Origin of the sequence: Corynebacterium sp. TAE3-ERU16 (assembly GCF_019209935.1) — a bacterium.
In the GTDB taxonomy this organism is placed as follows: Bacteria; Actinomycetota; Actinomycetes; order Mycobacteriales; family Mycobacteriaceae; genus Corynebacterium; species Corynebacterium antarcticum.
In genome coordinates this window covers 1-22,991 of the sequence record NZ_JAHUTN010000007.1, presented here as the reverse complement: position 1 = coordinate 22,991, position 22,991 = coordinate 1, and the positions used below count along the sequence as shown (strand labels likewise).

Below are 22,991 nucleotides of genomic sequence, written 5' to 3'. Positions count from 1 at the left end.
CGACGACGGCGCGGGTTTCCCCACGTCCGGACCCGTCACCGTCCCGGACGTGCTGGGTGAGTCGGTGCGGGACGGCGAGGTGGCCGGAGCTCCGCCGGACGCCGCGACGCCACGCCCGCGGCTGAACCGGCACCGCCGCCACCGACCGCCCGGTGGGGACGGCGTCCCGGCGTCCCGCCGCGCGCCATCGTCCGGAGGCGCCACACCGCGGTAACGCCCCGGGAACCGTGGGGAGAGGTGCGGTCAGAACCAGGTCGGCGGGCGAACCGCATTCGCCATGTCGACGAGGCTGTACCGGTGCCGCGCGAACGGAGCCATCCGCGCCTGACTGCGCAGGGTGTCGGCCAGTGCCGCACGCAGTCCCCGCTGGGAGAACGGGAAACCGAACAGGGTGTTGGGGCTGGCGGAGCAGTCCAGGCCGGTCGACCGCAGCCAGTTCAGTCCCGCGCTGATCACACCGATCCTGATCTGCAGGAGACGTGGTTCGTTGTTCGGGATCTCCTCCAGGCGGCGGGCCGCGCGCCGGATCCTCGATTCGGTGAGCTTGGCCGGGTCCCCGGAGACCAGCAGCAGGATCGTGGTCAACTTGGCCATCCGGTGGTGGCGGGAGGGCTGGGGAACCTTGTCGAGGGCGTTCACCGCGAGTTCGACCTGCTTCTCCGCCATGAGCTGGCGGGCCATGCCGAACGCGGAGGACACCGTCGTCGGGTTCGTCGCCCACACCAGCGCGTAGAGGCGCATCGAGTGGAACCGGAGGGCGACCGGATCGGAGGTCAGGTGGGACCAGCTCTCCCCGAGCGTCGACAGCACGTCCATGTGGAGCGCCGCATCGGTACCGGCGGAGTGCGCCGCGGTGTGGATGGCGTCCTGGTCCAGCAGCGGGCGGTGGGTGTACCCGAACTGCTGCAGGAGCATCTCGTCGACCGCCGCGAGGGCGAGTTTCGGCGCGGCCTCGCCGGGCACGATGTTGAGCACGTTGTTGAAGTGGTCCTGCGCGGCCACGTAGTCGTCCAGCAGCAGATCGGTGACCCCCGAGTACCACTGGTGTCGCCAGTCCAGACCGAGGCGCTCCGACAGGGAATCCAGCCACTGCTTCGCCTCCAGGGTGAAACCCAGGTCCAGAAGGGCCCGCACGACGCCGAGCGGGATCTCCGCGGACGCCGAGTACTCCTCGGTCTGCATCGCCTGGCGCATGGTCTCCAGGGCCTCGAGCGGCTCCGCGTACGACGATCCGGACAACAGGCCCGCGCCGACGTCGCTGCGGTCGATGAGGGGGACGGGGAGTGCGGCGACCACCTCGGGCGCGGTGATCCGGACCTCCCGCTCGATGCCGTCGATGAGCTGGTCGGTACGGAACACCTGGTGCTTGGTTCCGAACGTCGTACGCTGCGGGGAGAACAGGGAGTGCTGCGCCGGGAACTGCTTGCCGTCACGGATCGCGAGGATCTCCCGGAGCACCCCGTAGAGCTGGGTGGACAGTTCGGTGACATCACGGAAGCGACGGGCCGGATCCTCGTGGGTCGCACGGAGCAGCAGGCGGTAGAACGACAGATGCCTGCGGAGCACCGGCTCCCCGGCGGGGGAGGGGATGCCCGGGGCGTAGGCGTCGTCGACGACGGGGAGGTTGCAGGTCATGGCGGCGAGGGTGCGGCCGATGGTGTAGATGTCGCTGGCCACACTCGGCCCCTGGGTCGGGACCTCTGGGGCCTGGAACCCGCGGGTGCCGTAGATGAACCCGAAGGCGCCGATGCCGCTGACCGCGCCGAGGTCGATGAGCTTGACCTGGTCCTCGGTGACGATGATGTTGTCGGGTTTGAGATCGTTGTAGACGACACCACGGGAATGGAGGTAGTCGAGGGCGGGCAGGATCTCCAGGATGTAGCCGATGGCGAGAGCGACGTCGAAGACACCCCCCGACTGCCGTCGCCGGCGGTCGCGGAGGGACGGGCCACCGACGTACTCCATGACGATGAAACTCGTGTCGCTGTGCGGGTCGTCGATGAAATTGAAGATCTTGACGATCCCCGGGTGGGTGATGTCGGCGAGGAACTCGCGTTCGGCCTCGGCGACGGACCGGTGCCGGTTGTCCGGATCGGAGATCATCCCCTTCAGCACGACCCACCGCCCGGAGACGTTCCGGTCCTGCGCGAGATAGACCCAGCCCATTCCACCGTGCGCGAGCACGCCCGCGACCTCGTACTGCCCGGCGACCATGTCCCCGGGGGACAGGGAGGGGGGCTCGATGCCCCTGGCGATGTCCTCCGCCGGATCCGTGATCGCCTCCATGGGATCCCGGAGGCGGATGAAGGGCAGCTGCACCATCCCGTCGGCGACGAATCGGCCCCTGCGTGTGGACGAACGGCGCTCACGGAACGTCGACAGTGCCTGCTGTCGGGACCGGGTCCCGGCGTCTTCTGCCGGGGGCGGCGACGTAGTCGTGTCGGCGGGACCCGGCGCGGGAGCCGTACCGGTGACGGCCGCGGGGGAGGTCGCCGTCAGGGTGGCGGCGTCATCACGCATGCTCCCGAGGTCGTCGAGCAGCGCGTGGATCGTGTCGTCGTCCTCGTAGTCGTCGTCCTCGAAGGGATTGTAGGGGACCGCCTCGGTGCCCATCTCGTACTCGGCCATCGCTACGCCTCATCCTCCTGCTGGGTTTCCCTGTCAGGTTCGGGCCGGTAGTCGAGAGGTGGGGGCCCGTCGGTGGACTGGTACGGGCCGAACCACCGGTTGTACAGGCGCCACCAGGTGCCGTCGTCACGGACCCGCTCGATGGTGGAATTCACCTGCCGGATCAGGCCGTCCGTGTCGTGCCGGTAGCCGGGGGAGGCGATGCCCACCCCGTAGTGTTCCTCGCCGAGGGATGGGCCGACCAGCCGGGTGTAGGGATCCTGCTCGGCGATGCCCGAGAGGATCGCGTCATCCGACAGCACCGCGTCCGCCTGGTACTGCTGCACCGCGACGAGGCAGTCGGCCCAGTTCCGCACCAGCAGCAGATCCGCCTCCGGGGCGAGGGTCCGCGCGCGTTCGGCCGCCGTCGACCCGTTGGTGACGCACACGGTGCGGCCCTCCAGATCAGCCAGCGACGAGATGTTCGACGACTCCATAGCGAGAATCCGTGTTCGCGCCGTGAAATACGGGGTGGAGAACGCGATCTGATCCTGTCGGCTCCGGGTGATCGTCATGGAGCGCACCACGATGTCCACGGCCCCCTCCTCGAGCGCCATGACCCGGTCGGAGGAGTCGACGAAGCGGAAATCCACCCTCGACGGGTCACCGAAGATGTCCCGGGCCATCTCCCGGGCGAGATCGACCTCGAAGCCCTCCAGCTCCCCGGTCGTCGCATCGCGGAAACTCAGGAGGTTCTGCGACTGATCGACTCCGACGATCAACCGGCCACGTCTGAGGATCTCAGGCACCCGTTCCTCGACACTCTCGTTCCCGGGGCGCCGGGAACCCAGCAGTCCCTCGACCAGGATGGGCTTACCGGGGCTGCTGCCCGCCTTCTCCACCGTTGCACCGGGCGGGAGCGGGAGGGGCGAGTCGGTCGCGGAAACCCACGCCGGCTGGGGCTCGTCGTGATTCGGCTGGGCGCACGAGGCCGTGGTGAGGGCGGTGGCGAGGAACACGGCCGCGGAGACCGGACGACGGTGACGCATCACAGGTACTCCTGGAGTCGGGGCCGGATGCCCGCCACCGTGGCGACCATCGCCAGCAGGCTCAGCAGAAGCACCATGGAGGACACCCGGGTCGTCGCGTTCAACCCGTCGGCTATGTAGCTGCGCAGGGAGGCCCGGGCATCGTCGATGAGTGAGGACAGTGCGGAATCCAGCGAATCGAAGGCACTCGCCGCGGTGCCGTCACCGGGGGAGCGCTCCACGCCGCGGACACCGAGGGCGGTCTCCAGGGCGGCCGGATAGTTACCGGCGGCCTGATACTCGGTGAGGGAGGAGTGGGCGCTACGCCAGTAGACGAGCGACTGCCGGGCGATCTCGGAGTTAGCGGAGTTGACGTCCGCCTTGCTCAACACGGAGTTCTCGTAGGCGTCCAGCGCCTGGTCTATGGCCCGGGTCTCGGTGAGGAAACCGGCCTTCCCGCTGGAGCTCTGCCGTCGCACGAGCGCCAGGGTCTCCTCGGTCCGGGCCTTCTGCGCGGCGATGCGGGCGTTGGTCAGCGACTCGAGCGGCTGCGAGGCCTCCTCGAAACCCCTGGTACCGGCGTTCCAGGTGACGAGGTTCGCGCCACCGACCCACAACAGGGCGACGGTCATCAGGACCGTCGCCGTGACGAAACCCTTGTTCAGCCAGCGTCGCGTCCGGACCGCCAGCCACCGTTGCCCGAGCAACAGCAGCAGGAGGGCGGCGGCCAATCCCGACAGGGGGACCCACTGCGGTTCGGTCAGCTGCGACTGCTGCTGGCGGACCTCCTCCGACGTCTGCTCGAACAACTCCGCCGCGGCGGGGAGGATCTCGGTGCGCATGAGCGCGGAGGCCTCCGCCAGGTATGCGGCACCCACCGGGTTTCCCGCCCGGCTGTTTGTCCGCGCGGTCTCCACCAGCCCCGTGTACACCGGCAACTGGCGCTGGATCTGGGAGATGAGCTGGCCCGGTCTGCTGTCCAGATCGGCGACGCCCGCGGCGGCCCTGGATGCGGCGATGCTCGCCCGCCGGACCGAGTCGTTGTACGTCTGCCGGGTCTGCGGCGACTCCACACCCGCCTGCGCGAAACCGGTGGTCGCCGCGGTGTCCGCCACCGACAGTGAGGTGTAGAGATTGTGCGCCGCGTAGGACGTCGGTTCGGTGGTGGTGATCAACGTCCCGAGGGCGTCCTTACGGGCGGCCGATGACTGGGACATGGAGAAACCGGCTGCGAAGATCGCGACCGTGATGATCAGGGTCATCGCCGTCATCTTCCCCGGAGAGGTACGCAGGAAACCGAACGTCCTGCGCAGCCAGTGGAAGGGCTGGCCGAAGGTGTCCTGGGCGAACGCCAACAGCGGATGCCGGTGACGCTGCCGGTCCATTCCGCTGACCCGGTCCAACCAGTGGTCCTGGGTGTCCTCCGGGATCGCGGTGGACTGAGGGGCGCCGGTCATTTCACAAGAATAACCGACCTTCGCGACTTTCACTGCTGCTGTGCTGATGCCGCCGACCGGTCACCCCCGGAGGTGGCCGCGGGACTAATGTTGGGGGCTATGAAAGGTGACGGAAACGGTTGGTCAGCCGGTCCCCGGGGTGCGCGCTGCTGGGGAGTTCACGGTGCCGCCGGGCTACTGCTCGTCGCGGACGGTTCCGATTCTCCCGGAGGAACGGGGAGCACCCCGCTCCGCATTCTCATGCAGCACCGCGCCGAATGGACCGCGGACGGAGGAACCTGGGCGCTACCCGGCGGCGCCCGCGACTCCCACGAATCAGCCGCGGAAGCCGCCCTCCGGGAGACGGAGGAGGAGTGCGCCATCGACACCGACCGCGTGGAGATCCTCGGAGAGCTGACCACCGCGGGACCCCACCGTGCCGATCCCGAACGCCCGGAACTCGCGGGCGGGTGGACCTACACCACAGTCATCGGACGGGTCGGCCAACCTCTGCCCACCCGGGCGAACCGGGAATCCGTCGAACTGCGGTGGGTCGCTCTCGACCGGATCACGGACCTGAACCTGATGCCCGCGTTCGCGGCCGCCTGGCCGCGTCTGCGGGAGGAACTCGACCGACTCATGGGAGATGACCGGTGAAAACCATCGATGAGGCGCGCCTCTACCTCGTGACCGACGCCCGATTCCGCGACGACGGAACCTCCGGGTTGCTCGAGCTCGCCGAGAGCGCCTGTAGCGCCGGAGTGGACATCATCCAGCTCCGGCAGAAGAACCCCCGGATCGAGGCCGCCGAGGAACTCGATCTCCTCGCCGCCCTCCGGGAGGTCTGCGAACGGTACGGCACCCTGCTCGCGGTGAACGACCGCGCCGACATCGCCCGCGCCGCCGGCGCCGACGTCCTCCACCTCGGCCAGCGGGATCTGCCCGTCGCCGTGGCCCGACAGATCGTCGGCCCCGACGTCATCATCGGAAGGTCCTGCCACGATCCCGGACAGGTCGACGCCGCCATCGCGGATCCCGACGTCGACTATTTCTGCACCGGCCCGGTGTGGGCGACACCCACAAAACCCGGCCGTGCGGCGACGGGCCTCGATCTGGTCCGGTACGCGGCGTCCACCGGAACGACCCGACCCTGGTTCGCGATCGGCGGCATCGATCCCGGGAACGCGGGCGACGTGGCCGCGGCCGGCGCCCGGCGGCTCGTGGTGGTCCGCGCCATCGCGGACGCCGACGACCCGGCGTCGGCGACCCGCGCCCTCAGGACGGCGGTGGACGGGCGGTGACCTCAATCGACGGCACTCCCGTCAGCGTCATCGGCGGATCCGTCATCGGACTGGCCTGCGCCTTCCGACTGGCCCACGCCGGAGCCGACGTCACGCTGTACACCCCCGCGGCGAGCCCCCGCGACGGGGCCGGATGGGTCGCAGGCGGCATGCTCGGCGGACTCACCGAAGCCTGGCCCGGCGAGGAGACGATGCTCCACCTCGGGGTCGCGTCCCTCGACTCCTGGGAACACCTGCTCACCGACCTCGCCGACGGAGGGGTGGACGACATCGTCACCGGGACGGGCACGATCCTCACCGGCGCCGACGACGCGGACGCCAGCGACATCGAGCGCACCTTCGGATTCGTTGAATCGCACTACCCGGGGCGACTCAGCCGGATCAGCCGACGGGAGATGCGGCAACTCGAGCCCGCGCTGCGCCGCGGACTGCGCGCCGGGATCCTGTGCCCGGAGGAACACGCCGTCGACAACCGCGTCCTGCTCCAACGGCTGACCGAGGCCTGCGAACGGCTCGGCGTCCGGCGGGTGGAACAGACGGTCACCGATCCTGACTCGGTCCCCGGTGAGCGTGTCGTCGTCGCGGCGGGCGCCGGTGCGCGCGAACTGCTCGGGCTCGACGTCCGTGAGGTGAAGGGAGAGGTCGTGCGCCTGCGCCGGCAACCCGGATCGCAGTCCGCCCCGGAACGCACGATCCGCGCCCGTGTGCACGGCCGGCCCCTGTACCTCGTGCCCCGTGCGTGGGGCGTGGCCGTCGGCGCCACCGAATACGAGCACGGCCACGACACCGCCTCCACGGCGGGTGGGGTCCGGCAGCTGCTCGACGATGCGGCACTCGTCTTCCCCGGAGTCGACGACTACGTGTTCGACGAGGTGATCGCCGGACTCCGGCCCTACAGCCCCGACAACGTCCCGGTCATCGGCCCCGTCGGCGACGGCCGCGTCATCGCCGCCTGCGGACACGGACGCAACGGGATCCTGCTCTCCGCCGTCACCGCCGACGCCGTCCTCGCCGAGGTCCACGGCACACCACTCGACATCACCCGGCTCACCCGACCGGACCGACCGACCCTCTAGGAGCACCCCATGAGTCAGTTCACCGAACGCACACCCGGTGGTCACGGACCGAGAACGGTCACAGTCAACGGGCAGGCCCGCGAGCTCGGACCGGAGACCACCATCCGCCAGCTCGTCCGCGAACGCTCCGAATCCGACCGCGGCTTCGCCGTCGCCGTCAACGGGCTGGTCGTCCCGGCGGCCCGCTGGGAAGAGACCGTCGGACAGCTGGAAGCGGCGCAGATCGACATCTTCACCGCCGTTCAGGGAGGGTAGAGGTGTCCGAGCAACTGGTCATCGCCGGCAAGACCCTCACCTCACGTCTGATCATGGGTACCGGTGGCGCGGCCAACCAGCAGGTCCTCCGCGAGGCGCTCGTCGCCTCCGGCACGGCGATGACCACCGTCGCGATGCGCCGGGTCGACGCCGGCGGGCACACCGGACTGCTCGCCCTGCTCGACGACCTGGGTATCACCGTCCTGCCGAACACCGCGGGCTGCCGGACCGCCGCCGAGGCCGTCCTCACCGCCCGGCTCGCCCGGGAGGCACTGGACACCAACTGGATCAAGCTCGAGGTCATCGCCGACGACCGGACCCTCCTGCCCGACGGTGTGGAGCTCCTCGACGCCGCCGAGCAACTCGTCGACGACGGCTTCGTCGTGCTGCCCTACACCAACGACGACCCCATCCTCTGCCGCCAGCTGGAGGAGGCCGGGTGCGCCGCGGTGATGCCGCTGGCCGCACCGATCGGCACCGGGCTGGGGATCCGCAACGAACACAACCTGGAGATGATCACCTCCGCCGCCGGTGTCCCGGTGATCTGCGACGCGGGCATCGGCACCGCCTCCGACGCCGCCCGCGCGATGGAGCTCGGCTGCGCCGCCGTTCTCCTCGCCACAGCGGTCACCCGGGCAGATGATCCCGTCACCATGGCGCGGGCCATGAAACTCGCCGTCGAATCCGGACACCTCGCACGCACCGCCGGCCGCATCCCGAAGCGATTCTGGTCGCAGGCGTCCTCGCCGACCGAATCACCCGTCTGACGGCCCCGCCACGGTCCCGGTCACCGGTGGGTGGCCGAAACCCGGCCGCGCCCCCGTCTGTCGGTGGCGCGGACACGCGGGAAGCCGGCACCCCGGGCAACGTCCGCGACCGGGGGACCCGGAGCCGAAACCCCCTGCGGGAGCGGTCGGTGACCGTCGGAATTCGCCGGGATGTGCGCGGAGGCAGCAGTCGTCCCCGGCTCGGCGGACCCGACAGGTCTCCCCCCGGACAATTCCCCCGAACTGGACGCGGAATGGGGGCGGGGCCCGGTGCCTTTCGGCGGCCTGAGTCGGTGGTCCGCCCGGAAATGCCGTCCCCGTCCGGTTTCCGGGGTCTCCGTGCTCGGGAGGTGTGACCTGGTGGGGCTCATGGCGTCGGGTGTGACCTTTGGGGGCTTCTGGGGGCTGCACGCGCCCGCTCCCGCGTCCTGTGCCACACTAGTGGGCATGATTGAAGTTTCCGGCCTGACCAAGAGGTACCGCCAGGTCCGTGCCGTCGATGATCTGACCTTCTCGGTCAACCCGGGGGTGGTCACGGGTTTCCTCGGACCGAACGGTGCGGGTAAGTCGACGACGATGCGGATGATTCTCGGGCTCGACAAGCCCACCGCGGGTACCGCGACCATCAACGGTGTCCCCTACCGCAAGTTGAAGAACCCGCTCCGGGAGGTCGGAGCGCTCCTCGACGCCAAGGCGACCCACCCGAACCGCAGTGCCGCGAACCACCTGAAGTGGATCGCGAAATCCAACGGGATCCCGAAGAGCCGGGTCGACGAGGTTCTCGGCCTGGTCGGACTGTCCGATGTGGCGGGCAAGAAGACCGGCGGATTCTCGTTGGGCATGGGGCAACGCCTCGGTCTCGCGACGGCGCTGCTGGGCGATCCCGGAGTACTGCTCCTCGACGAGCCGGTCAACGGCCTGGACCCGGAGGGCATCCGGTGGGTGCGTGACTTCCTGAAGGCCCTCGCCGCTGAGGGGCGGACCGTGCTGGTCAGTTCCCACATGCTGTCCGAGATGGCGCTGACGGCGGACCATCTCATCGTCATCGGTCGCGGAAAGCTGGTCTCCGATTCCTCCACGTACGACTTCATCAAGGAGTCCTCGAAGACCTCGGTCGTCATGCGTACGGAACAGTACAAGGAGTTCACCCAGGTTCTCGATGAGGAGAACATCTCCTACCGGGAGGACATCGACCAGGAGAAGCGGCCCCAGCTCATCATCGACGAGAGGACCACCGACTTCATCGGTGCTCTGGCCTACTCCACCGGAATCATGGTCACCGAGCTCACGGAGCGTAAGGCATCTCTCGAGGAGGCATTCCTCCAGATGACCGGACACGCCCAGCAGTATCAGGCGGGTGAAGCTCCCGGGCAACCCCAGATCCCCGGATCGACGACGGAACCCACCGAGCAGAAGCTGAACGAGGAGAACTGACACATGTTTCCGAGAATTCTCGCCGCAGAGTGGATCAAGCTCTATTCCACGAAGGCCTTCTGGTGGACGTCTGTACTCTTCCTGTTCTTCAGCATCGGTACCTCCGCGCTCTTTGTCTTCGGTGCGCAGAGACTCGACGGGCAGGAGAATGGACTACTCCCGCCGGATATGCTCGTCACGGGGATCGCATCCTTCGGCTTCCTCGTCCTCATGATCCAGTCGGTCATGGTTGTCACCGGTGAATACCGGCACTCGGTCGTCCAGTCGACGTTCCAGGCGTGCCCGAACCGGACGCTGGTCGTCATAGCGAAACTCCTGTTGTACACCGTCATCGCCTCAGCTCTGACATTCATAGGCGTGCTCGGGGCCTTCTATGTCGCCAAGCTCGTCGCCACCGACGCCTCCGCAGCCACCCTGGACATCTGGGGAGGAGAGCAGTCCCGCCGCATCATGTGGGCGTACCCGCTCAGTGCGGCGCTGCTGATGGTGTTCTCCCAGTCCATCGGGTGGATCGTCCGTCAGACAGCCGGTGCCATCGCGATCCTCTTCCTCTGGTACTTCGCGCTGGAGGGGATCATCAACGTGGCGATTCCGAAGGTCGGCGAGGACATCTACAAGTTCGCCCCCTTCAACAACTTCAACGCCTTCGTGCAGAACCAGGCGACGGAAGCTCCCTGGGGTGTCACCGGGAGCGTCTGGTACTTCGCGGCCTGGGCGCTCGGTCTGCTCGTCATCGCCACCGTCCTGGTGAATGTGCGCGACGCCTGACCCTGATTCCGGATACTCATGACCCGCTGTGGGCGGCACACGTGTGCCGCCCACAGCGGGTCATCTTCTATCGTGGAGGTGCACCCTCGCGACAGCGGCAGGGTGGAGACACGAAGACGGAGAGGACGGTCACGACCGTGGACAAGATCAGGACGATGTCCGACCGTGCGCTCACCGCACAGATCCTGGTGCTCGTGCTGTGCGTCATCGCACTGGGCGCCATCCTGTTCGCCGTGCCCGACGGCAGGTGGGCCGCGCTACCCTTCATCATCTGTGTCGCCGGGCTCCTCGGTTTCTGCGGGGAGGGCTACCGGCGCTGGAGTATCCGACGTCGGTGACGTTCACCGGCCGTCATGTCGTTGGGGGAGACCCTGCGGTGTCTCTGGCGGTGTGATCGTGTGGCCGAGTTGTCTCAGAGCGTCGACAGCCACTTCGGGGGAGTCGCGGACAGCCGCTCTGCACTGCGTGTCGAGCCACTCTCGGCGCGTGGAAAGCAACGTGGCCTCCCAGTTTTCTTTTGCGCGGAAGCCACATTGGTTGATTGTGAAATAGAGGAAATCTTCCATCGAAGGTCGGAATCGGTGGCCGCCCACGGGGAGATGAAGGGACTGCCAGTCGCCGTTGCGGACCCCTTTCTTCCCGTTCCGCATGAGCCCCGGGCTCAACAGACCACCGACCCCGTGGACATGGATACGAGCGGCAGGCACTGAGGTCTTGTTTCGCTCATACTCGAATCTCACGGCCGGAGATTTGGCTGCACGGATCTGGAATGAGGAGTTCTCGATGACCGGAAAGGTTGCAGAACGGTCTGGACCGGCCTGGTAGGTGATCTCGGCACTGTACAGATCGCTGCCGGGGCAGGTCGATTCCGAGTCCACGGGGAGGGCCGGGCCGCTGTAGGCCAGTTCCACCTCCAAAAACACCGCTGGCCGTCAACTCATCCTCGTTGACCTCGACCACGCTTTTCGGTGTGAAGGGTAGAACCCGCACGAGGAGCTCTTCGCGCTCTTGGAAGAACCTCTCGGCCCAGGTATAGAACTCGGTGCTATCCACGACGCTGCATGCCGAGGAGGAACTCCGTTTTCTGGAGCTCCTCGTAGACCTGCATGTCCTCGGGGGACAACAGACCCAATCGCGCCAGATCACGGTAATCCCGGTACGTCATGCGAGCTTCGAGGTTGTCGGTCAACTCTCGTCGACGCTTCTGGAGTTCTGCATTGTTGGTCTTCCTGATCGTGATGGCCACGGTGGCAGCTCCCTCCTCGATTGCTCTGGTCGTTTACCTGAATATTCCACCACAGTCACCGGACGGGTTACCCCCATCTGTTCGAGAAGCCCGGGTCGGTGTGCCGGAGGTGGCGCCCCGGATCCCGCCCGCCGCTACGTCGCGCTGATCGGCAGATAGACGCGTCCGCCCGCTTCGGCGAACTCCCTCGACTTCTCCTGCATCCCGGCCTCGATGGCCTCCACGCTGTCCAGCCCGTGCTGCTTCGCGTACTCGCGCACGTCCTGGGAGATCCGCATGGAACAGAACTTCGGACCGCACATCGAGCAGAAGTGGGCAGTCTTCGCCGGTTCCGCGGGCAGGGTCTCGTCGTGGAAGTCGAGGGCGGTGTCCGGATCGAGTGCGAGCGCGAACTGGTCGTGCCACCGGAACTCGAAGCGTGCGGTCGACAGGGCGTCGTCCCGTTCCTGGGCGCGTGGATGCCCCTTGCCCAGGTCCGCTGCGTGGGCGGCGATCTTGTAGGTGATGACACCCGTCTTCACGTCATCCCGGTTGGGCAGTCCGAGGTGTTCCTTCGGGGTGACGTAGCAGAGCATCGCGGTACCGGCCTGGCCGATGATAGCGGCGCCGATCGCCGAGGTGATGTGGTCGTAGCCGGGGGCGATGTCGGTTGCCAGAGGGCCGAGCGTGTAGAAGGGGGCCTCCTCGCACCACTGCTCCTCCCACTCCACGTTGACCGCGATCTTGTGCATGGGGACGTGACCGGGGCCCTCGATCATCACCTGGCAGCCGCGCTCCTTCGCCACCTTCGTCAACTCGCCCAGCGTGCGCAGCTCCGCGAGCTGCGCCTCGTCGTTCGCGTCCGCGATCGATCCCGGGCGCAGCCCGTCGCCGAGGGAGAAGGTGACGTCGTACTTCGCGAGAATGTCGCACAGCTCCACGAAGTGCGTGTACAGGAAGGACTCCTCGTGCCGGTTGAGGCACCACGCCGCCATGATCGACCCACCCCGGCTCACGATCCCGGTGACCCGGTTCGCCGCGAGCGGAACATAGCGCAGCAGGACCCCCGCGTGCACGGTCATGTAGTCCACGCCCTGCTCGCACTGCTCGATCACGGTGTCCCGGTAGATCTCCCAGGTCAGCTTGGTGGGATCGCCCTTGACCTTCTCCAGTGCCTCGTAGATGGGGACGGTGCCGACCGGGACGGGGGAGTTGCGCAGGATCCACTCGCGGGTCTCGTGGATGTCCCGCCCGGTGGACAGATCCATGATGGTGTCCGCCCCCCAGCGGGTCGCCCACACCATCTTCTCCACCTCCTCCGCGATGGAGGAGGTCACTGCGGAGTTGCCCATGTTGGCGTTGACCTTCACCGCGAACTTCTTGCCGATGATCATCGGTTCGATCTCGGGGTGGTTGTGGTTCGCGCAGATCACGGCACGCCCCGCGGCGACCTCCTCACGCACGACCTCGGGATCGAAGCCCTCGCGGTGGGCGATGAACGCCATCTCGGGGGTGATGATCCCGGCGCGGGCCCACGCCAGTTGCGTGCGCACCTTCAGCTCCGGGTGCTCGGCGGAGGCGGGCACGGCATCGGGGTGGGGCCAGGAGTCGCGGGTCTTGGCCAGCCCCTCCTTCAGGTTCAGATCCGGATCGGTGTGGGTGTAGATGCCCGAGGTGTCGTAGACGTCGAAGTGGTCCCCGTTGGTCAGGTTGATCCGGCGGGCCGGAACCCGCAGTGTGGTGCCCTCGAAGTCGATATCCTCGTAGACCTTCTCGCTCCGGTAGATCGGGCCCGTGGTGACCTGCCCCTCGGTCGGAGGTGCGGTCTTCGGGTTGACGCTGGGCGTACGTGAGCGCATGGCTGTGTTTCCTCTCCCTACGCCGGCATTATCCGGACAGGTTCGAAACGGTCGGCACCCCCTGATGATTCAGGTGCCCTCTCAGCGTGGTTCGGGCCACGCTCCCGCGGTTGACAGGTTGTGCGCACGAGTCTAACAAGCGTCAGGCGACATCGCGACGGATTGGGCGGGCTCTTGGGTGGGGGTACGGTCTCGACGCAGGTGGGGCGGGGAAGCGGGTGAAAGCGCACGGAAACGCGCGGAGGGCCCGGATCCGGAAACGGGCCGTTCACTTCCCTTGTGGGGTGGGACCCGGGGTGAGCCCTCGGTCGCAGGGGTCCCGCCGTCGCTTCACCGCTGCTGCTGCAGGTGGAGTGGGCGTCGTTTCGATTCGTGGCGCAGGTGGCCGGGCAGACGGTCGGGATCCGGAGATGCTCATGCTGTGCGACGGTGCGCCGCCAACCGACCGGGAGCCGGTGCAGGGCCGGGTTCGGAGGATTGCCCGGCCACGGCCGGAGTGGAATACAACCACCCAGCGTACGACGTTAGACTGTCGCGGTGACGATAACCGGGACGGATGGAAGAGACTGACGGTATGAGACGTGTTCCCGCCCCGCGCCCGGAACTGGGGGCGGGGCTGCTCGCCGCCCTGGCGCTGATGATCTCGGCGGGGCCCTTCGCCATCGACATGTACCTGCCCGCCCTGCCGACGCTGCGTGACGATCTCGGTGCGACGACCGTCTGGGCGCAGCTGACGCTGACCACGTTCATGGTCGGCATGGCGGTGGGGCAGCTCATCACCGGGCCGCTGTCCGACGTGACCGGGCGCCGTCCACCGCTGGTCGCGGCGACCGTTCTCTCCGTGGTGTGCGCCGTCGCCTCCGCTCTCGCCCCGTCCGTCGGCGTTTTGGTTGCTGTCCGTGCGGTGATGGGACTCGCGAACGGGGCGTGCGTGGTGCTGGCGCGGGCCATCGTCGCGGATCTCGCGGAGGGGCGTCGTGCCGCGCAGGCGTACTCCCTGCTCATGGCGATGATGGGGATCGCGCCCGTCATAGCTCCCCTGATGGGTGGTCTCCTCGTCGAGCCGATCGGATGGCGGGGCCTGTTCTGGATCCTCGCCGCGATCGCCGGTGTGCAGGTGACCGTCGCGCTGCTGGTCGTCGGCGAATCCAGACCCAGGGTCCCGGGTGGCGGCGGGGGCTGGAGCACATTCACCCACGGTGTGCGCGCGGTAGCGTCCACCCGGTTGTTCACCGCCTACACCGTGAGTTTCGCGGCGGCCGCCGGCGTGCTCTTCGGCTACATCGCCGCAGGCCCGCTCGTCTTCATCGACCATTTCGGGATGAGCCCCCGGACCTACTCGATCGTGTTCGCGGTGAACTCCGTCGCGCTCGTCACCGGGTCTCTGGTCAATTCCCGCCTGGTCCGACGGTTCGAGCCCGCGTCGGTTCTACGGGTGGCGGGGTGCGTCGTGCTCTGTTGCGGGCTGGTTCTGCTGGGCGACGCCCTGCTGTCCGGGGGGCATCTCCCGGTGGTGCTGGCGGCACTGTTCATCGCACTCGGGCACATGCCCGGGATCTTCGGCAACGCCACCGCTCTCGGGGTGTCCACGGTCCGGTCCCACGCCGGACTCGGGTCGGCGGTCATGGGGTTCTGCCAGTTCCTGGTCGCCGGTGCGGTGAGCCCTCTGGTCGGACTGGGCGGTGATCCCGTGGTGGCGCTCGGGCTCGTGGTGACCGTGAGCGTCGGCCTTTCACTGTGCGGCACCCTCGTCGCCGGTGCCCTCACCCGGAGGATCACTGGAGAGCAGCCGTGAGCCGCATCGCGTTGTCCAGGTAGCGCTTTCCGAGTCCCCGCCGCGACCACTGTTCGTGGGTGAGCTCCGTGCACCGGTCGAGGTAGACCGCGGCGAGTTCGGTGAGCTCCCTGGAGATCTCCCCGGAGACCACCATGAGGGTCACCTCGTAGTTCAGGCCGAAACTGCGCATGTCCATGTTGGAGGATCCGAGGACACCGATGGTGTCGCCCTCCGGGTCGGCGAGCGCGAACTTGGTGTGCAGGATCATCGGAGCCGGGTAGCGGTGGATGTGCACGCCGGCCTCCATGAGCATCTTGTAGTAGCTGGCCTGGGCGTGGCCGACCATGAACTGGTCGGAGACCTCGTTGACCAGCAGATCGACCCGGACCCCGCGGTAGCAGGCCGTGAGGATCGCCTCCATGAGTGAGTCGTCCGGGATGAAGTAGGGGCTGCACAGGATCAGGTGTTCCTTGGCGTGGTGCACCATCGAGTTGAACAACCGCAGATTGGGTTCGGTGGCGTAGCCCGGCCCCGAGGGGACGAGCTGCACGATCTCGTCACCGGCGCACGGACCGGTGTCCGACCTCGCGGGGAGTTCGATGATGGTGTCCGTCTCCTGGTACCAGTCGACGGCGAAGATCATCTCCATCGCCTCGACGACGGGCCCCGAGAGCTTGACCATGATGTCCACCCACTCCCGGCCGGAACGGTGGTTTCTGCGGGACAGGTAGCCGGGTTCGATCATGTTCTGGGAGCCGATGAAACCGGTGTGCCCGTCGATGATCAGGAGCTTGCGGTGGTTGCGCAGATCGGGGCGGCGGAACCTCCAGTGGAACGGCTTCAGGGGCATGGTCAGGTGCCAGTCGATGCCCGCCTCGGTCAGGCGTCGTCCGAGTTTCCGGTAGCCGGGGTACTTCCAGCTGCCCACCTGGTCGAACAACAGGCGGACCGCGACGCCGCGGGCGGCGGCGCGGCGGCAGGCGCTGAAGAACACGTCCGTGGTCTCATCCCACGCGACGATGTAGATCTGGGCGTGGACCGTGTTCTCCGCGGCGTCGACCGCCGCCGCCATCGCGGCGATGGACCCGTGGTAGTCGGGGTAGAGGCCGTGGAACCGGGAATACACCGCGGGGAGGTCGGTCAGCGTGTCGTTCAGTCGTACCACCGACGCGACCTCGTCGGAGAGTTCGGCGCCCTCCGGGATCGCAGGCATCTCCGCCATTGGTGTCCCCACCATCGCCTGCGCCTCCATCTGGATACGGTGACGGCGTCGGTTGATGTAGGGGCTGCCCATCATCAGGAACAGGGGCAGTCCGATGACCGGGACGAAGAGGATCGCGAGCAGCCACGCGGAGGAGGAGCTGGGTTTCCGGTCCTGGGCGACGGTGCCGACGGCGATGATCTTGACGACGTAGTCGAGCACGAGGCCCGCGGACCGCCACCATTCGAGTGACGTCAGTGAGGAGAGGACATCGGTCATCCGGTCTAGTCCTCGTCGACGGCGTAGTCCACGACCACGGGGGCGTGATCGGAGGCACCGTCACCGGCGCGTTCCTCCCTGTCGATGAATCCCGCCCGCGCGGTCTCCGCCAGGGCGGTGCTGGCCAGGTGGAAATCGATCCGCATGCCCTCGTCCCGGCCGAAGCGCATCGCCTTGTAGTCCCAGTAGGTGTATTCACCGGGCGTGAACCGCCTCGTCGTCTCCACCAGACCGGATTCGGTGAGCTGCTGGAAGAACGCCCGCTCCGGCTCGGTGACGTGGGTCTTGCCGTCGAAGAAGCGGCGGTCCCACACGTCCGCGTCGGTGGGGGCGATGTTGAAGTCGCCGGTACAGAGCAGTTTCGCCGAGGGATCGTCGGCGAGCACCCCGCGGACGTGGGCCGAGAACGCATCGAGCCAGCGGAGCTTGTACTCGTAGTGGCGGTCGGCGATCTCGCGACCGTTCGGGACGTACAGGCTCCACACCCGGACCCCGCCGCACGTCGCCCCGATCGCGCGTGCCTCCACCGCCTGTTCGTCGGCCACGTTCCTGGCGAATCCGGGCTGCCCGGGAAAGTGGTCGGCGACGTCCTCGAGACCGATCCGGGAGATCAGGGCGACCCCGTTCCACTGGCCGTAGCCGACGTGGGCGACCTCGTACCCGGCTTGCTCGAAGGGCAGGTGGGGGAACTGGTCATCCCGGCACTTCGTCTCCTGTACAGCCAGGACGTCCACGTCGTGACGCGTCAGGAAGCCGACCATCCGGTCGGCCCGGGCCCGGGCCGAATTGACGTTGAACGTGGCGATGCGCATACACACGAGGTTAGCTGTGAACGGGCTCGCCGGGAACCTGGCGTGGTGGTGGCGCGTTCATCAGGTGAGAGAGGTGGACGACACGATGACTTTCCCCGACGGTACATCTCCGGCCGGTCGCCGAGATGACGTACCCCGGCCCCGGGCGAGGATCCGGATCCCGGAGGTCGTGGACCGCGTGCAGCGGACGGGAGCCGTGATCCGGACCCCGTTCACCGTTCCGGTGGAACATGACCAGATGGAACGTTTCAGCGCCTTCACCCCGGGGCTGAACAGCGGGCCCCGGGACCTGCTCAACGCCCCGGTCCGCTCGCGGGCGGCGGCGTTGGCGTTGGATGCCGCGATCTTCTCCGCCCTCTACCTGATTCTCACCGTGACCGTCGCCATCGGCACCGGAAACGCGCTCTGGTACCTCACCTTGCTGGCCGGGCCACTGCCGTTCTGGATCTGGCGGGTCCTCGGTGACACGAGCGGTGGTGGCCCGGGAAAGAGGATGCTCGGTCTCCGGGTCACGGGGCCCGCGGACTGCCCGGTCGAGGTGGGGCAGGCCGTGCGGCGCAACCTGTGGCTCCTCATTCCCGCGATCCCCGTCGCGGGGCCGGTCGCCGCGCTCGCGGTCGGCATCTGGCTGGCTGGATCAGCGAAGCTCGACGCCTACGGGATGGGGCCGCACGACCGCTTCGCCCGCACCCGGGTCACCGTCCGGGAGTGACCCGTGGGTCGAGTTCCGCGTAGCGGTGCCGGTGGTGTTCGATGAACCCCAGTTTGTCGTAGAGACCGATCCCGGCGGTGTTGGCGGCCAGTACCTGCAGGTACGCCATCTCCGCCCCGTTCCGTGCGCCCCAGTGCAGCATCGCGGTCCCGAGCTGGGTGCCTAGCCCCCGTCGCCGGTGATCGGCGACGACCTCGACGGCGGAGTACCCCAGCCAGGTCCGTCCGTCGCCGGACTCCGTGATCGTGCCTCTGGTGATGGCGAGGGTCCGCCCGGTCGCGTCGAGCAGCCTGCCGAATCCCATGTGGCCGTCGATGCGTGTGCGCAGGAGGTTCAGCGCATGCTCGGGAAGTGGTCGGCCCCGGAAGTGGTAGAGCGCCAGCCACTCCTCATCGGGCTGTTCATCGACCCTGTGCGTCACCCCGTCGGGCAGATCCGGTGTGGGGAGGTCGTGGAGCGGCCGGGTCATCACGACGATGTCCGGTCCCGTGCGCCACGCGGGGCCCGCGCAGACCGTCCGTGCCGGATTCCCGATCCGGTCGGGGATGAGGATCCGCACCGGTAGGTCGTGTTCGGCGTAGAAGGCCTCGATCTCGCGGAGCGGGACCTCGCTCAGCCCGGCGGAACGACCGAGCGGAGCCGCGGAATTGGAGCGTTCGGTGATGCCGTCGCCCGCGCGCAGCAGCCACTGGCCGCACCAGCGGTGCTCGATGCCGGGGAAGGCGGCCGCGGTCGCCGTCTCCACCGCCCGGATGTCGCTGTTGCGGACCCGGCGGGGCGGCAGGACCTTGCACACCTGGACGAGCTCATCCGGGATCGTCACGGCCTCGGCGTCGGAGGGCAGCCCGCCGACGGACTGGGGGCGCACCACCAGCGGGTCCAGGGAGACGACGTGCCCGATGACATCGGTCAGGTGGCCGGGGGTGTCCGGGATGCGGCGCCTGACAATCACCCGGTCGCCGGGGCGCGGGGCGCGTCGTTGCACGGTCAGTCCGTGTTCTTGCGCAGCGCGGGCGGGATGTCGGGGTCCTCGGCCGGGGCGGGGTCATCGTGTCCGAACGGGTCCTCGTCCGCGCCGGGCATCCAGGTCAGGCCCGCTTCCGTCCATCCGTTGCGCTTGATGGTCTTCTTCGCCGCGCGCCGGTGCCGGCCGATGAGGGTGTCGGTGTAGAGGAACCCGTCGAGGTGACCGACCTCGTGCTGCAGGCACCGGGCGAACAGCCCGTAACCCTCGATGCTGATCTCGTTGCCCTCGGCGTCGGTTCCGGTGACGCGGGCCCAGTCGGCCCGGCCCGTCGGGAACGTCTCGCCCGGGACGGACAGACAACCCTCGTCGTCCTCGCCGTCGTCGCGCGGCATGGACAGCGGGATCTCGGAGGTCTCGAGCACGGGGTTGATCACGCAGCCGCGGCGGACCGGTCCACCGTTGGCCTCGATCTCCTCCTTCGGCTTCTCCGAACCGTTCGGTCCCTCGATATCGGGGCAGCTGTAGACGAACAGCCGCTTACCCACGCCGATCTGGTTCGCCGCGAGACCGACACCGTGGGCTACGTCCATGGTCTCGTACATGTCGTGGATGAGTTCCCGCAGTTCCGCGGGGGACTCGGTGACCGGTGCGGTCGGGTTGTGCAGCACCGGGTCGCCGTGGATAACGATGGGTCGGACAGTCATACCCGGGAGTTTAGTTCACCTCTAGACTGAAGCCATGTCCGCCTCCTCACCGCTGTCCGAGTTCGACGCCAGACTGCTGGAATTCGCGGAGACAGCCCCCCGTTCGCCGGGTGCCAGGGAGGAGGCGATCACCCGTACGCTGGGGATCAGTGCGGTGCGTTACCATCAGCGACTCAACAGGCTCCTCGACGATCCCGCCGCCGCGGCGGCGCATCCCACACTCGTCGCCAGGCTCCGGAGGATGAGAGATCAGCGAGCCGAATCACGGCGGAGAGCGAAAAGCGGCTAAGATCACTCTCTGTGTCCCCCAACAAACACGATGACGAGTCCCGGGCCCGCGAAGGCCACCCCGAAGACGCCGCCGCTGCCGCCGCGCCGGTGAGTGAGGCGCGGCAACTGCCGCTCCGGGGGCTCGCCATGATCCTGGCCGCGGTCGCTGTACTGCTCGCGGCCTGGGCACTGTTCGCCGGTCTCCGTGGCGACGACTCCGACAACACCCCCGTCGCAGGCGAAGGAACCAGTTCGGCCGCAGCCACCAGTACTGAGGTCAGCCCGGCCGCACCCGCCGCCACTCCGCGGGACCAGAAGGCCCCGCAACCCGACCCCGCAGCGCCCGCAACCGATCCCGGGACGGCGTCAGCGGCACCCGCACAGCCCGCCACGCCGCCAGCTACCGCAGGCGATCCGCGGACGGTGACCGTGCACACGCTCAACAATTCGACGATCCAGGGCCTCGCCAATCGGGTCGCCGACAAGCTCACAGGACAGGGCTGGAAGGTGGGGGAAGTGGGCAACCTCGCGGAAACCTACCTCCCGGCTTCAGCCGTCTACTACACCGCCGGAAACCCTACGGAAGAAGCCGCGGCCCGTGAAGTCGGCGCCGCACTCGGTATCCCCGCGAATCCGCGGACCCCGGAACTCGGGTCCGCGCCCGCCGGCGGTGTCGTCGTCGTTCTCACGGGTGACGTCAACCTCTAGACGGGTATCTCTTCTTCCGTTCCGTCCCCCAAGGAGCCGACATGGCTGATCACATGAACTTCAACCGTTCCCCGGAGCCGACGCTCGGGGTGGAATGGGAGATCGGGCTCATCGACCCGGAGACCCGCGATCTCACCCCACGGGCGGCGGACATGATCAAGCTCATGTCCGCCCGCCGCCCCGACCTGCAGCTCGAGCCCGAGTTTCTGAAGAACACCGTGGAGATGGTCACCGGGGTCTGCCACACGGTCCCCGAGGCCGTCGCGGAACTGAGCTCCGGACTCGACTCCCTCCGGGAGTGCGCCGATGAGATGGGTGTCCGACTGTGGTCCGCCGGATCCCATCCCTTCTCCGACTGGCGGGAGCAGGAGGTCTCCGACAAGAGCCCCTACACCGAGATCATCCGGCGGACCCGGTTCTGGGGTCGGCAGATGCTGATCTGGGGCCTGCATGTCCACGTCGGCGTCAGCCACGAGGCGAAGGTCTGGCCGATCATCAACGCCCTGATGACCAACTATCCACACCTCCTGGCGCTGAGCGCCGGCTCTCCCGGATGGAACGGGTTGGACACCGGGTACGCGTCCAACCGGACGATGCTCTACCAGCAGCTGCCCACCGCGGGAGCGCCCTACGGCTTCAACACCTGGAGCCAGTGGACCGAGTATCTGCGGCAGCAGGACAAGTCCGGGGTCATCGACCACACGGGTTCCATGCACTTCGACATCCGTCCCTCAGCGAAGTGGGGAACAATCGAGGTCCGCGTGTCCGACGCGCCGAGCAACCTCCGGGAGTTGGCTGCGCTCACCGCGCTCACGCACTGTCTCGTGGTGTACTACGACCGCGCCTTCGAGGCCGGGGAGACTCTGCCGTCACTGCAGCCCTGGCATGTCCGGGAGAACAAGTGGCGTGCCGCCCGGTACGGGATGGAGGCCGACATCATCTGCTCCCGGAACACCGACACGGTGAGCGTCGTCGATGACATCCGGCGGATCGTCGGTGTACTGGAGCCGCTCGCCGGGGAACTGGGCTGCGCGGCTGAGCTCGACATGGTCCACGGGATCATCGACAGGGGTGCGGCCTACCGGCGTCAGCGGAAACTGATGGAAAAGACGGGCGACTGGCGTGATGTCGTCGATCTGACCTGCACCGAGCTGGTCAACGGTCGGCCCTGACCCGCCGGTGTGTGAACGCATTCACTCTGGTCGGGTGGACGACTGATCGGACACGTCGGTGTCCGTAGGCAGGTGTCGCCATTCACTGAATTTGCAGCTCAGGAGTTTGTTTAGTCAATCGAGCGCGTTTTCGCCGGGTTTTTGCTCGAGTCCGAACTGGTCTACATTTACCCAATGTAAAAGCGTTCAGAAGTGAACGGATACATTCGGACAACGTCGCCACCGCGCGGCGGGAAAGCACCATCGTGAGCGACGCCCGTATCAGCCCCTACTCGAAGGCAGTTCTCATCGGTTTGGTGGGTCTGCTCGTGGCCGTCACCGGCGGCCTGTTCCTCGCCCCCGACTGGCAGATGTCGGCGGTCCTCGGCGGTTGCGCACTGGTACTCACGGCGTTCGTGACCGCAGGGGTTGAGGCCGTTCTGTCCCCTGTGGCGCCCAGACGGCACTGATCGGGGCCGGGGACACCCGCGGGAATCCGATGAGGGGTGCACCACCCGAACCAAACCGGGGTGCACCCCACCCCGCGCGACCCGGGGTCGAGGGCCAGCGGGCCCCCACCGCGATTAAATTAACGTAGTTGGGAGCCTCCATCACGGAAACCGCGCCAACCAAATCGCAGGAGCTGGGGGTGAT

Annotated in this window: 23 protein-coding genes; 14 read left to right on the top strand and 9 right to left on the bottom strand. The window is 67.7% G+C overall.

Annotation, left to right across the window (positions count from 1 at the left end; genetic code table 11):
• Positions 1-243: 243 nt before the first annotated feature.
• Genes KRX55_RS08320 through KRX55_RS08310 form a run of 3 tightly spaced genes read right to left on the bottom strand, consistent with a single transcriptional unit; the run spans position 244 to position 5,092 of the window.
• Positions 244-2,628, bottom strand: coding sequence for a serine/threonine protein kinase (locus KRX55_RS08320; RefSeq protein WP_218407293.1), 2,385 nt, complete (start codon positions 2,626-2,628; stop codon positions 244-246).
• Positions 2,629-2,630: 2 nt separating this feature from the next.
• Positions 2,631-3,659, bottom strand: coding sequence for a glutamate ABC transporter substrate-binding protein (locus KRX55_RS08315; RefSeq protein WP_370625798.1), 1,029 nt, complete (start codon positions 3,657-3,659; stop codon positions 2,631-2,633).
• Complete coding sequence (locus KRX55_RS08310) at positions 3,656-5,092, bottom strand: hypothetical protein (RefSeq protein WP_218407291.1); 1,437 nt, start codon at positions 5,090-5,092, stop codon at positions 3,656-3,658. The genes KRX55_RS08315 and KRX55_RS08310 overlap by 4 nt, the downstream gene beginning before the upstream one ends.
• A gap of 99 nt (positions 5,093-5,191) precedes the next feature.
• On the opposite strand from KRX55_RS08310, the gene KRX55_RS08305 reads away from it, so the two are divergent.
• The 8 genes from KRX55_RS08305 (at position 5,192) to KRX55_RS08270 (ending at position 11,010) form a co-directional block, all read left to right on the top strand.
• The gene (locus KRX55_RS08305) at positions 5,192-5,728 is read left to right on the top strand and encodes an NUDIX hydrolase (protein WP_218407290.1); all 537 of its coding nucleotides are present in this window, start codon (positions 5,192-5,194) and stop codon (positions 5,726-5,728) included.
• Positions 5,725-6,372, top strand: coding sequence for a thiamine phosphate synthase (gene thiE, locus KRX55_RS08300; RefSeq protein WP_370625797.1), 648 nt, complete (start codon positions 5,725-5,727; stop codon positions 6,370-6,372). The genes KRX55_RS08305 and thiE overlap by 4 nt, the downstream gene beginning before the upstream one ends.
• On the top strand, positions 6,369-7,448 hold the full coding sequence (gene thiO, locus KRX55_RS08295; protein WP_218407289.1) for a glycine oxidase ThiO: 1,080 nt from the start codon (positions 6,369-6,371) through the stop codon (positions 7,446-7,448). Before thiE ends, thiO begins: the two co-directional genes overlap by 4 nt.
• A 9-nt stretch (positions 7,449-7,457) precedes the next feature.
• Positions 7,458-7,703 carry a sulfur carrier protein ThiS gene (gene thiS, locus KRX55_RS08290; RefSeq protein WP_218407288.1) on the top strand — a complete coding sequence of 82 codons (246 nt, stop codon included), beginning with the start codon at positions 7,458-7,460 and terminating at the stop codon, positions 7,701-7,703.
• A gap of 2 nt (positions 7,704-7,705) precedes the next feature.
• The gene (locus KRX55_RS08285; protein ID WP_218407287.1) at positions 7,706-8,470 is read left to right on the top strand and encodes a thiazole synthase; all 765 of its coding nucleotides are present in this window, start codon (positions 7,706-7,708) and stop codon (positions 8,468-8,470) included.
• Positions 8,471-8,917: 447 nt separating this feature from the next.
• Positions 8,918-9,904, top strand: coding sequence for an ABC transporter ATP-binding protein (locus tag KRX55_RS08280; RefSeq protein ID WP_218407286.1), 987 nt, complete (start codon positions 8,918-8,920; stop codon positions 9,902-9,904).
• 3 nt (positions 9,905-9,907) lie between these two features.
• A complete protein-coding gene (locus KRX55_RS08275) occupies positions 9,908-10,672 on the top strand; it encodes a multidrug ABC transporter permease (RefSeq protein WP_218407285.1) in 765 nt (254 codons plus the stop codon).
• 137 nt (positions 10,673-10,809) lie between these two features.
• A complete protein-coding gene (locus tag KRX55_RS08270; RefSeq protein ID WP_218407284.1) occupies positions 10,810-11,010 on the top strand; it encodes a hypothetical protein in 201 nt (66 codons plus the stop codon).
• A gap of 707 nt (positions 11,011-11,717) precedes the next feature.
• Here the strand turns inward: KRX55_RS08270 and KRX55_RS08265 are convergent.
• Both KRX55_RS08265 and thiC read right to left on the bottom strand, forming a co-directional pair.
• Positions 11,718-11,918, bottom strand: a complete 201-nt coding sequence (locus KRX55_RS08265) for a hypothetical protein (protein ID WP_218407283.1) — start codon at positions 11,916-11,918, stop codon at positions 11,718-11,720.
• A gap of 134 nt (positions 11,919-12,052) precedes the next feature.
• Positions 12,053-13,756: a phosphomethylpyrimidine synthase ThiC gene (gene thiC / locus KRX55_RS08260; RefSeq protein WP_218407282.1), complete on the bottom strand. Its 1,704-nt coding sequence runs from the start codon at positions 13,754-13,756 to the stop codon at positions 12,053-12,055.
• Between the two features lie 574 nt (positions 13,757-14,330).
• Here thiC and KRX55_RS08255 point away from each other — a divergent pair.
• Entirely contained in the window at positions 14,331-15,551 is a 1,221-nt protein-coding gene (locus KRX55_RS08255; RefSeq protein ID WP_218407281.1) for a multidrug effflux MFS transporter, read from the top strand.
• Here the strand turns inward: KRX55_RS08255 and KRX55_RS08250 are convergent.
• Both KRX55_RS08250 and KRX55_RS08245 read right to left on the bottom strand, forming a co-directional pair.
• Complete coding sequence (locus tag KRX55_RS08250) at positions 15,532-17,013, bottom strand: phospholipase D-like domain-containing protein (protein ID WP_218407280.1); 1,482 nt, start codon at positions 17,011-17,013, stop codon at positions 15,532-15,534. The genes KRX55_RS08255 and KRX55_RS08250 overlap by 20 nt on opposite strands.
• 5 nt (positions 17,014-17,018) lie before the next feature.
• A complete protein-coding gene (locus tag KRX55_RS08245) occupies positions 17,019-17,825 on the bottom strand; it encodes an exodeoxyribonuclease III (protein WP_218407279.1) in 807 nt (268 codons plus the stop codon).
• An 85-nt stretch (positions 17,826-17,910) separates the two neighbouring features.
• On the opposite strand from KRX55_RS08245, the gene KRX55_RS08240 reads away from it, so the two are divergent.
• Positions 17,911-18,537 (top strand): RDD family protein, encoded by a 627-nt coding sequence (locus KRX55_RS08240; RefSeq protein ID WP_218407278.1) that lies wholly within the window; start codon positions 17,911-17,913, stop codon positions 18,535-18,537.
• On the opposite strand, the gene KRX55_RS08235 is transcribed toward KRX55_RS08240, so the two are convergent.
• Both KRX55_RS08235 and KRX55_RS08230 read right to left on the bottom strand, forming a co-directional pair.
• Positions 18,521-19,522 (bottom strand): N-acetylglutamate synthase, CG3035 family, encoded by a 1,002-nt coding sequence (locus KRX55_RS08235; protein WP_370625796.1) that lies wholly within the window; start codon positions 19,520-19,522, stop codon positions 18,521-18,523. The genes KRX55_RS08240 and KRX55_RS08235 overlap by 17 nt on opposite strands.
• Positions 19,523-19,524: 2 nt before the next feature.
• Positions 19,525-20,208: a peptide deformylase gene (locus tag KRX55_RS08230; protein ID WP_218407277.1), complete on the bottom strand. Its 684-nt coding sequence runs from the start codon at positions 20,206-20,208 to the stop codon at positions 19,525-19,527.
• A 34-nt stretch (positions 20,209-20,242) separates the two neighbouring features.
• Between KRX55_RS08230 and KRX55_RS08225 the strand changes: the two genes are divergently transcribed.
• The 4 genes from KRX55_RS08225 to KRX55_RS08210 all read left to right on the top strand — a co-directional run bounded on the left by KRX55_RS08225 (position 20,243) and on the right by KRX55_RS08210 (position 22,807).
• On the top strand, positions 20,243-20,497 hold the full coding sequence (locus tag KRX55_RS08225) for a DUF3263 domain-containing protein (RefSeq protein WP_218407276.1): 255 nt from the start codon (positions 20,243-20,245) through the stop codon (positions 20,495-20,497).
• Between the two features lie 11 nt (positions 20,498-20,508).
• Complete coding sequence (locus KRX55_RS08220) at positions 20,509-21,186, top strand: LytR C-terminal domain-containing protein (protein ID WP_218407275.1); 678 nt, start codon at positions 20,509-20,511, stop codon at positions 21,184-21,186.
• Between the two features lie 41 nt (positions 21,187-21,227).
• Positions 21,228-22,358: a glutamate--cysteine ligase gene (locus KRX55_RS08215; RefSeq protein ID WP_218407274.1), complete on the top strand. Its 1,131-nt coding sequence runs from the start codon at positions 21,228-21,230 to the stop codon at positions 22,356-22,358.
• Positions 22,359-22,603: 245 nt separating this feature from the next.
• Positions 22,604-22,807 (top strand): hypothetical protein, encoded by a 204-nt coding sequence (locus KRX55_RS08210; protein WP_218407273.1) that lies wholly within the window; start codon positions 22,604-22,606, stop codon positions 22,805-22,807.
• Positions 22,808-22,991: the final 184 nt, after the last annotated feature.

What these genes read in the sequence shown, in the direction of transcription:
- KRX55_RS08320 (WP_218407293.1), bottom strand. Translation starts at nt 2,628, where the DNA reads ATGGCCGAGTACGAGATGGGCACCGAGGCGGTCCCCTACAATCCCTTC.
- KRX55_RS08310 (WP_218407291.1), bottom strand. Translation starts at nt 5,092, where the DNA reads ATGACCGGCGCCCCTCAGTCCACCGCGATCCCGGAGGACACCCAGGAC.
- KRX55_RS08305 (WP_218407290.1), top strand. Translation starts at nt 5,192, where the DNA reads ATGAAAGGTGACGGAAACGGTTGGTCAGCCGGTCCCCGGGGTGCGCGC.
- thiS (WP_218407288.1), top strand. Translation starts at nt 7,458, where the DNA reads ATGAGTCAGTTCACCGAACGCACACCCGGTGGTCACGGACCGAGAACG.
- KRX55_RS08280 (WP_218407286.1), top strand. Translation starts at nt 8,918, where the DNA reads ATGATTGAAGTTTCCGGCCTGACCAAGAGGTACCGCCAGGTCCGTGCC.
- KRX55_RS08275 (WP_218407285.1), top strand. Translation starts at nt 9,908, where the DNA reads ATGTTTCCGAGAATTCTCGCCGCAGAGTGGATCAAGCTCTATTCCACG.
- thiC (WP_218407282.1), bottom strand. Translation starts at nt 13,756, where the DNA reads ATGCGCTCACGTACGCCCAGCGTCAACCCGAAGACCGCACCTCCGACC.
- KRX55_RS08255 (WP_218407281.1), top strand. Translation starts at nt 14,331, where the DNA reads ATGAGACGTGTTCCCGCCCCGCGCCCGGAACTGGGGGCGGGGCTGCTC.
- KRX55_RS08250 (WP_218407280.1), bottom strand. Translation starts at nt 17,013, where the DNA reads ATGACCGATGTCCTCTCCTCACTGACGTCACTCGAATGGTGGCGGTCC.
- KRX55_RS08245 (WP_218407279.1), bottom strand. Translation starts at nt 17,825, where the DNA reads ATGCGCATCGCCACGTTCAACGTCAATTCGGCCCGGGCCCGGGCCGAC.
- KRX55_RS08240 (WP_218407278.1), top strand. Translation starts at nt 17,911, where the DNA reads ATGACTTTCCCCGACGGTACATCTCCGGCCGGTCGCCGAGATGACGTA.
- KRX55_RS08230 (WP_218407277.1), bottom strand. Translation starts at nt 20,208, where the DNA reads ATGACTGTCCGACCCATCGTTATCCACGGCGACCCGGTGCTGCACAAC.
- KRX55_RS08225 (WP_218407276.1), top strand. Translation starts at nt 20,243, where the DNA reads ATGTCCGCCTCCTCACCGCTGTCCGAGTTCGACGCCAGACTGCTGGAA.
- KRX55_RS08215 (WP_218407274.1), top strand. Translation starts at nt 21,228, where the DNA reads ATGGCTGATCACATGAACTTCAACCGTTCCCCGGAGCCGACGCTCGGG.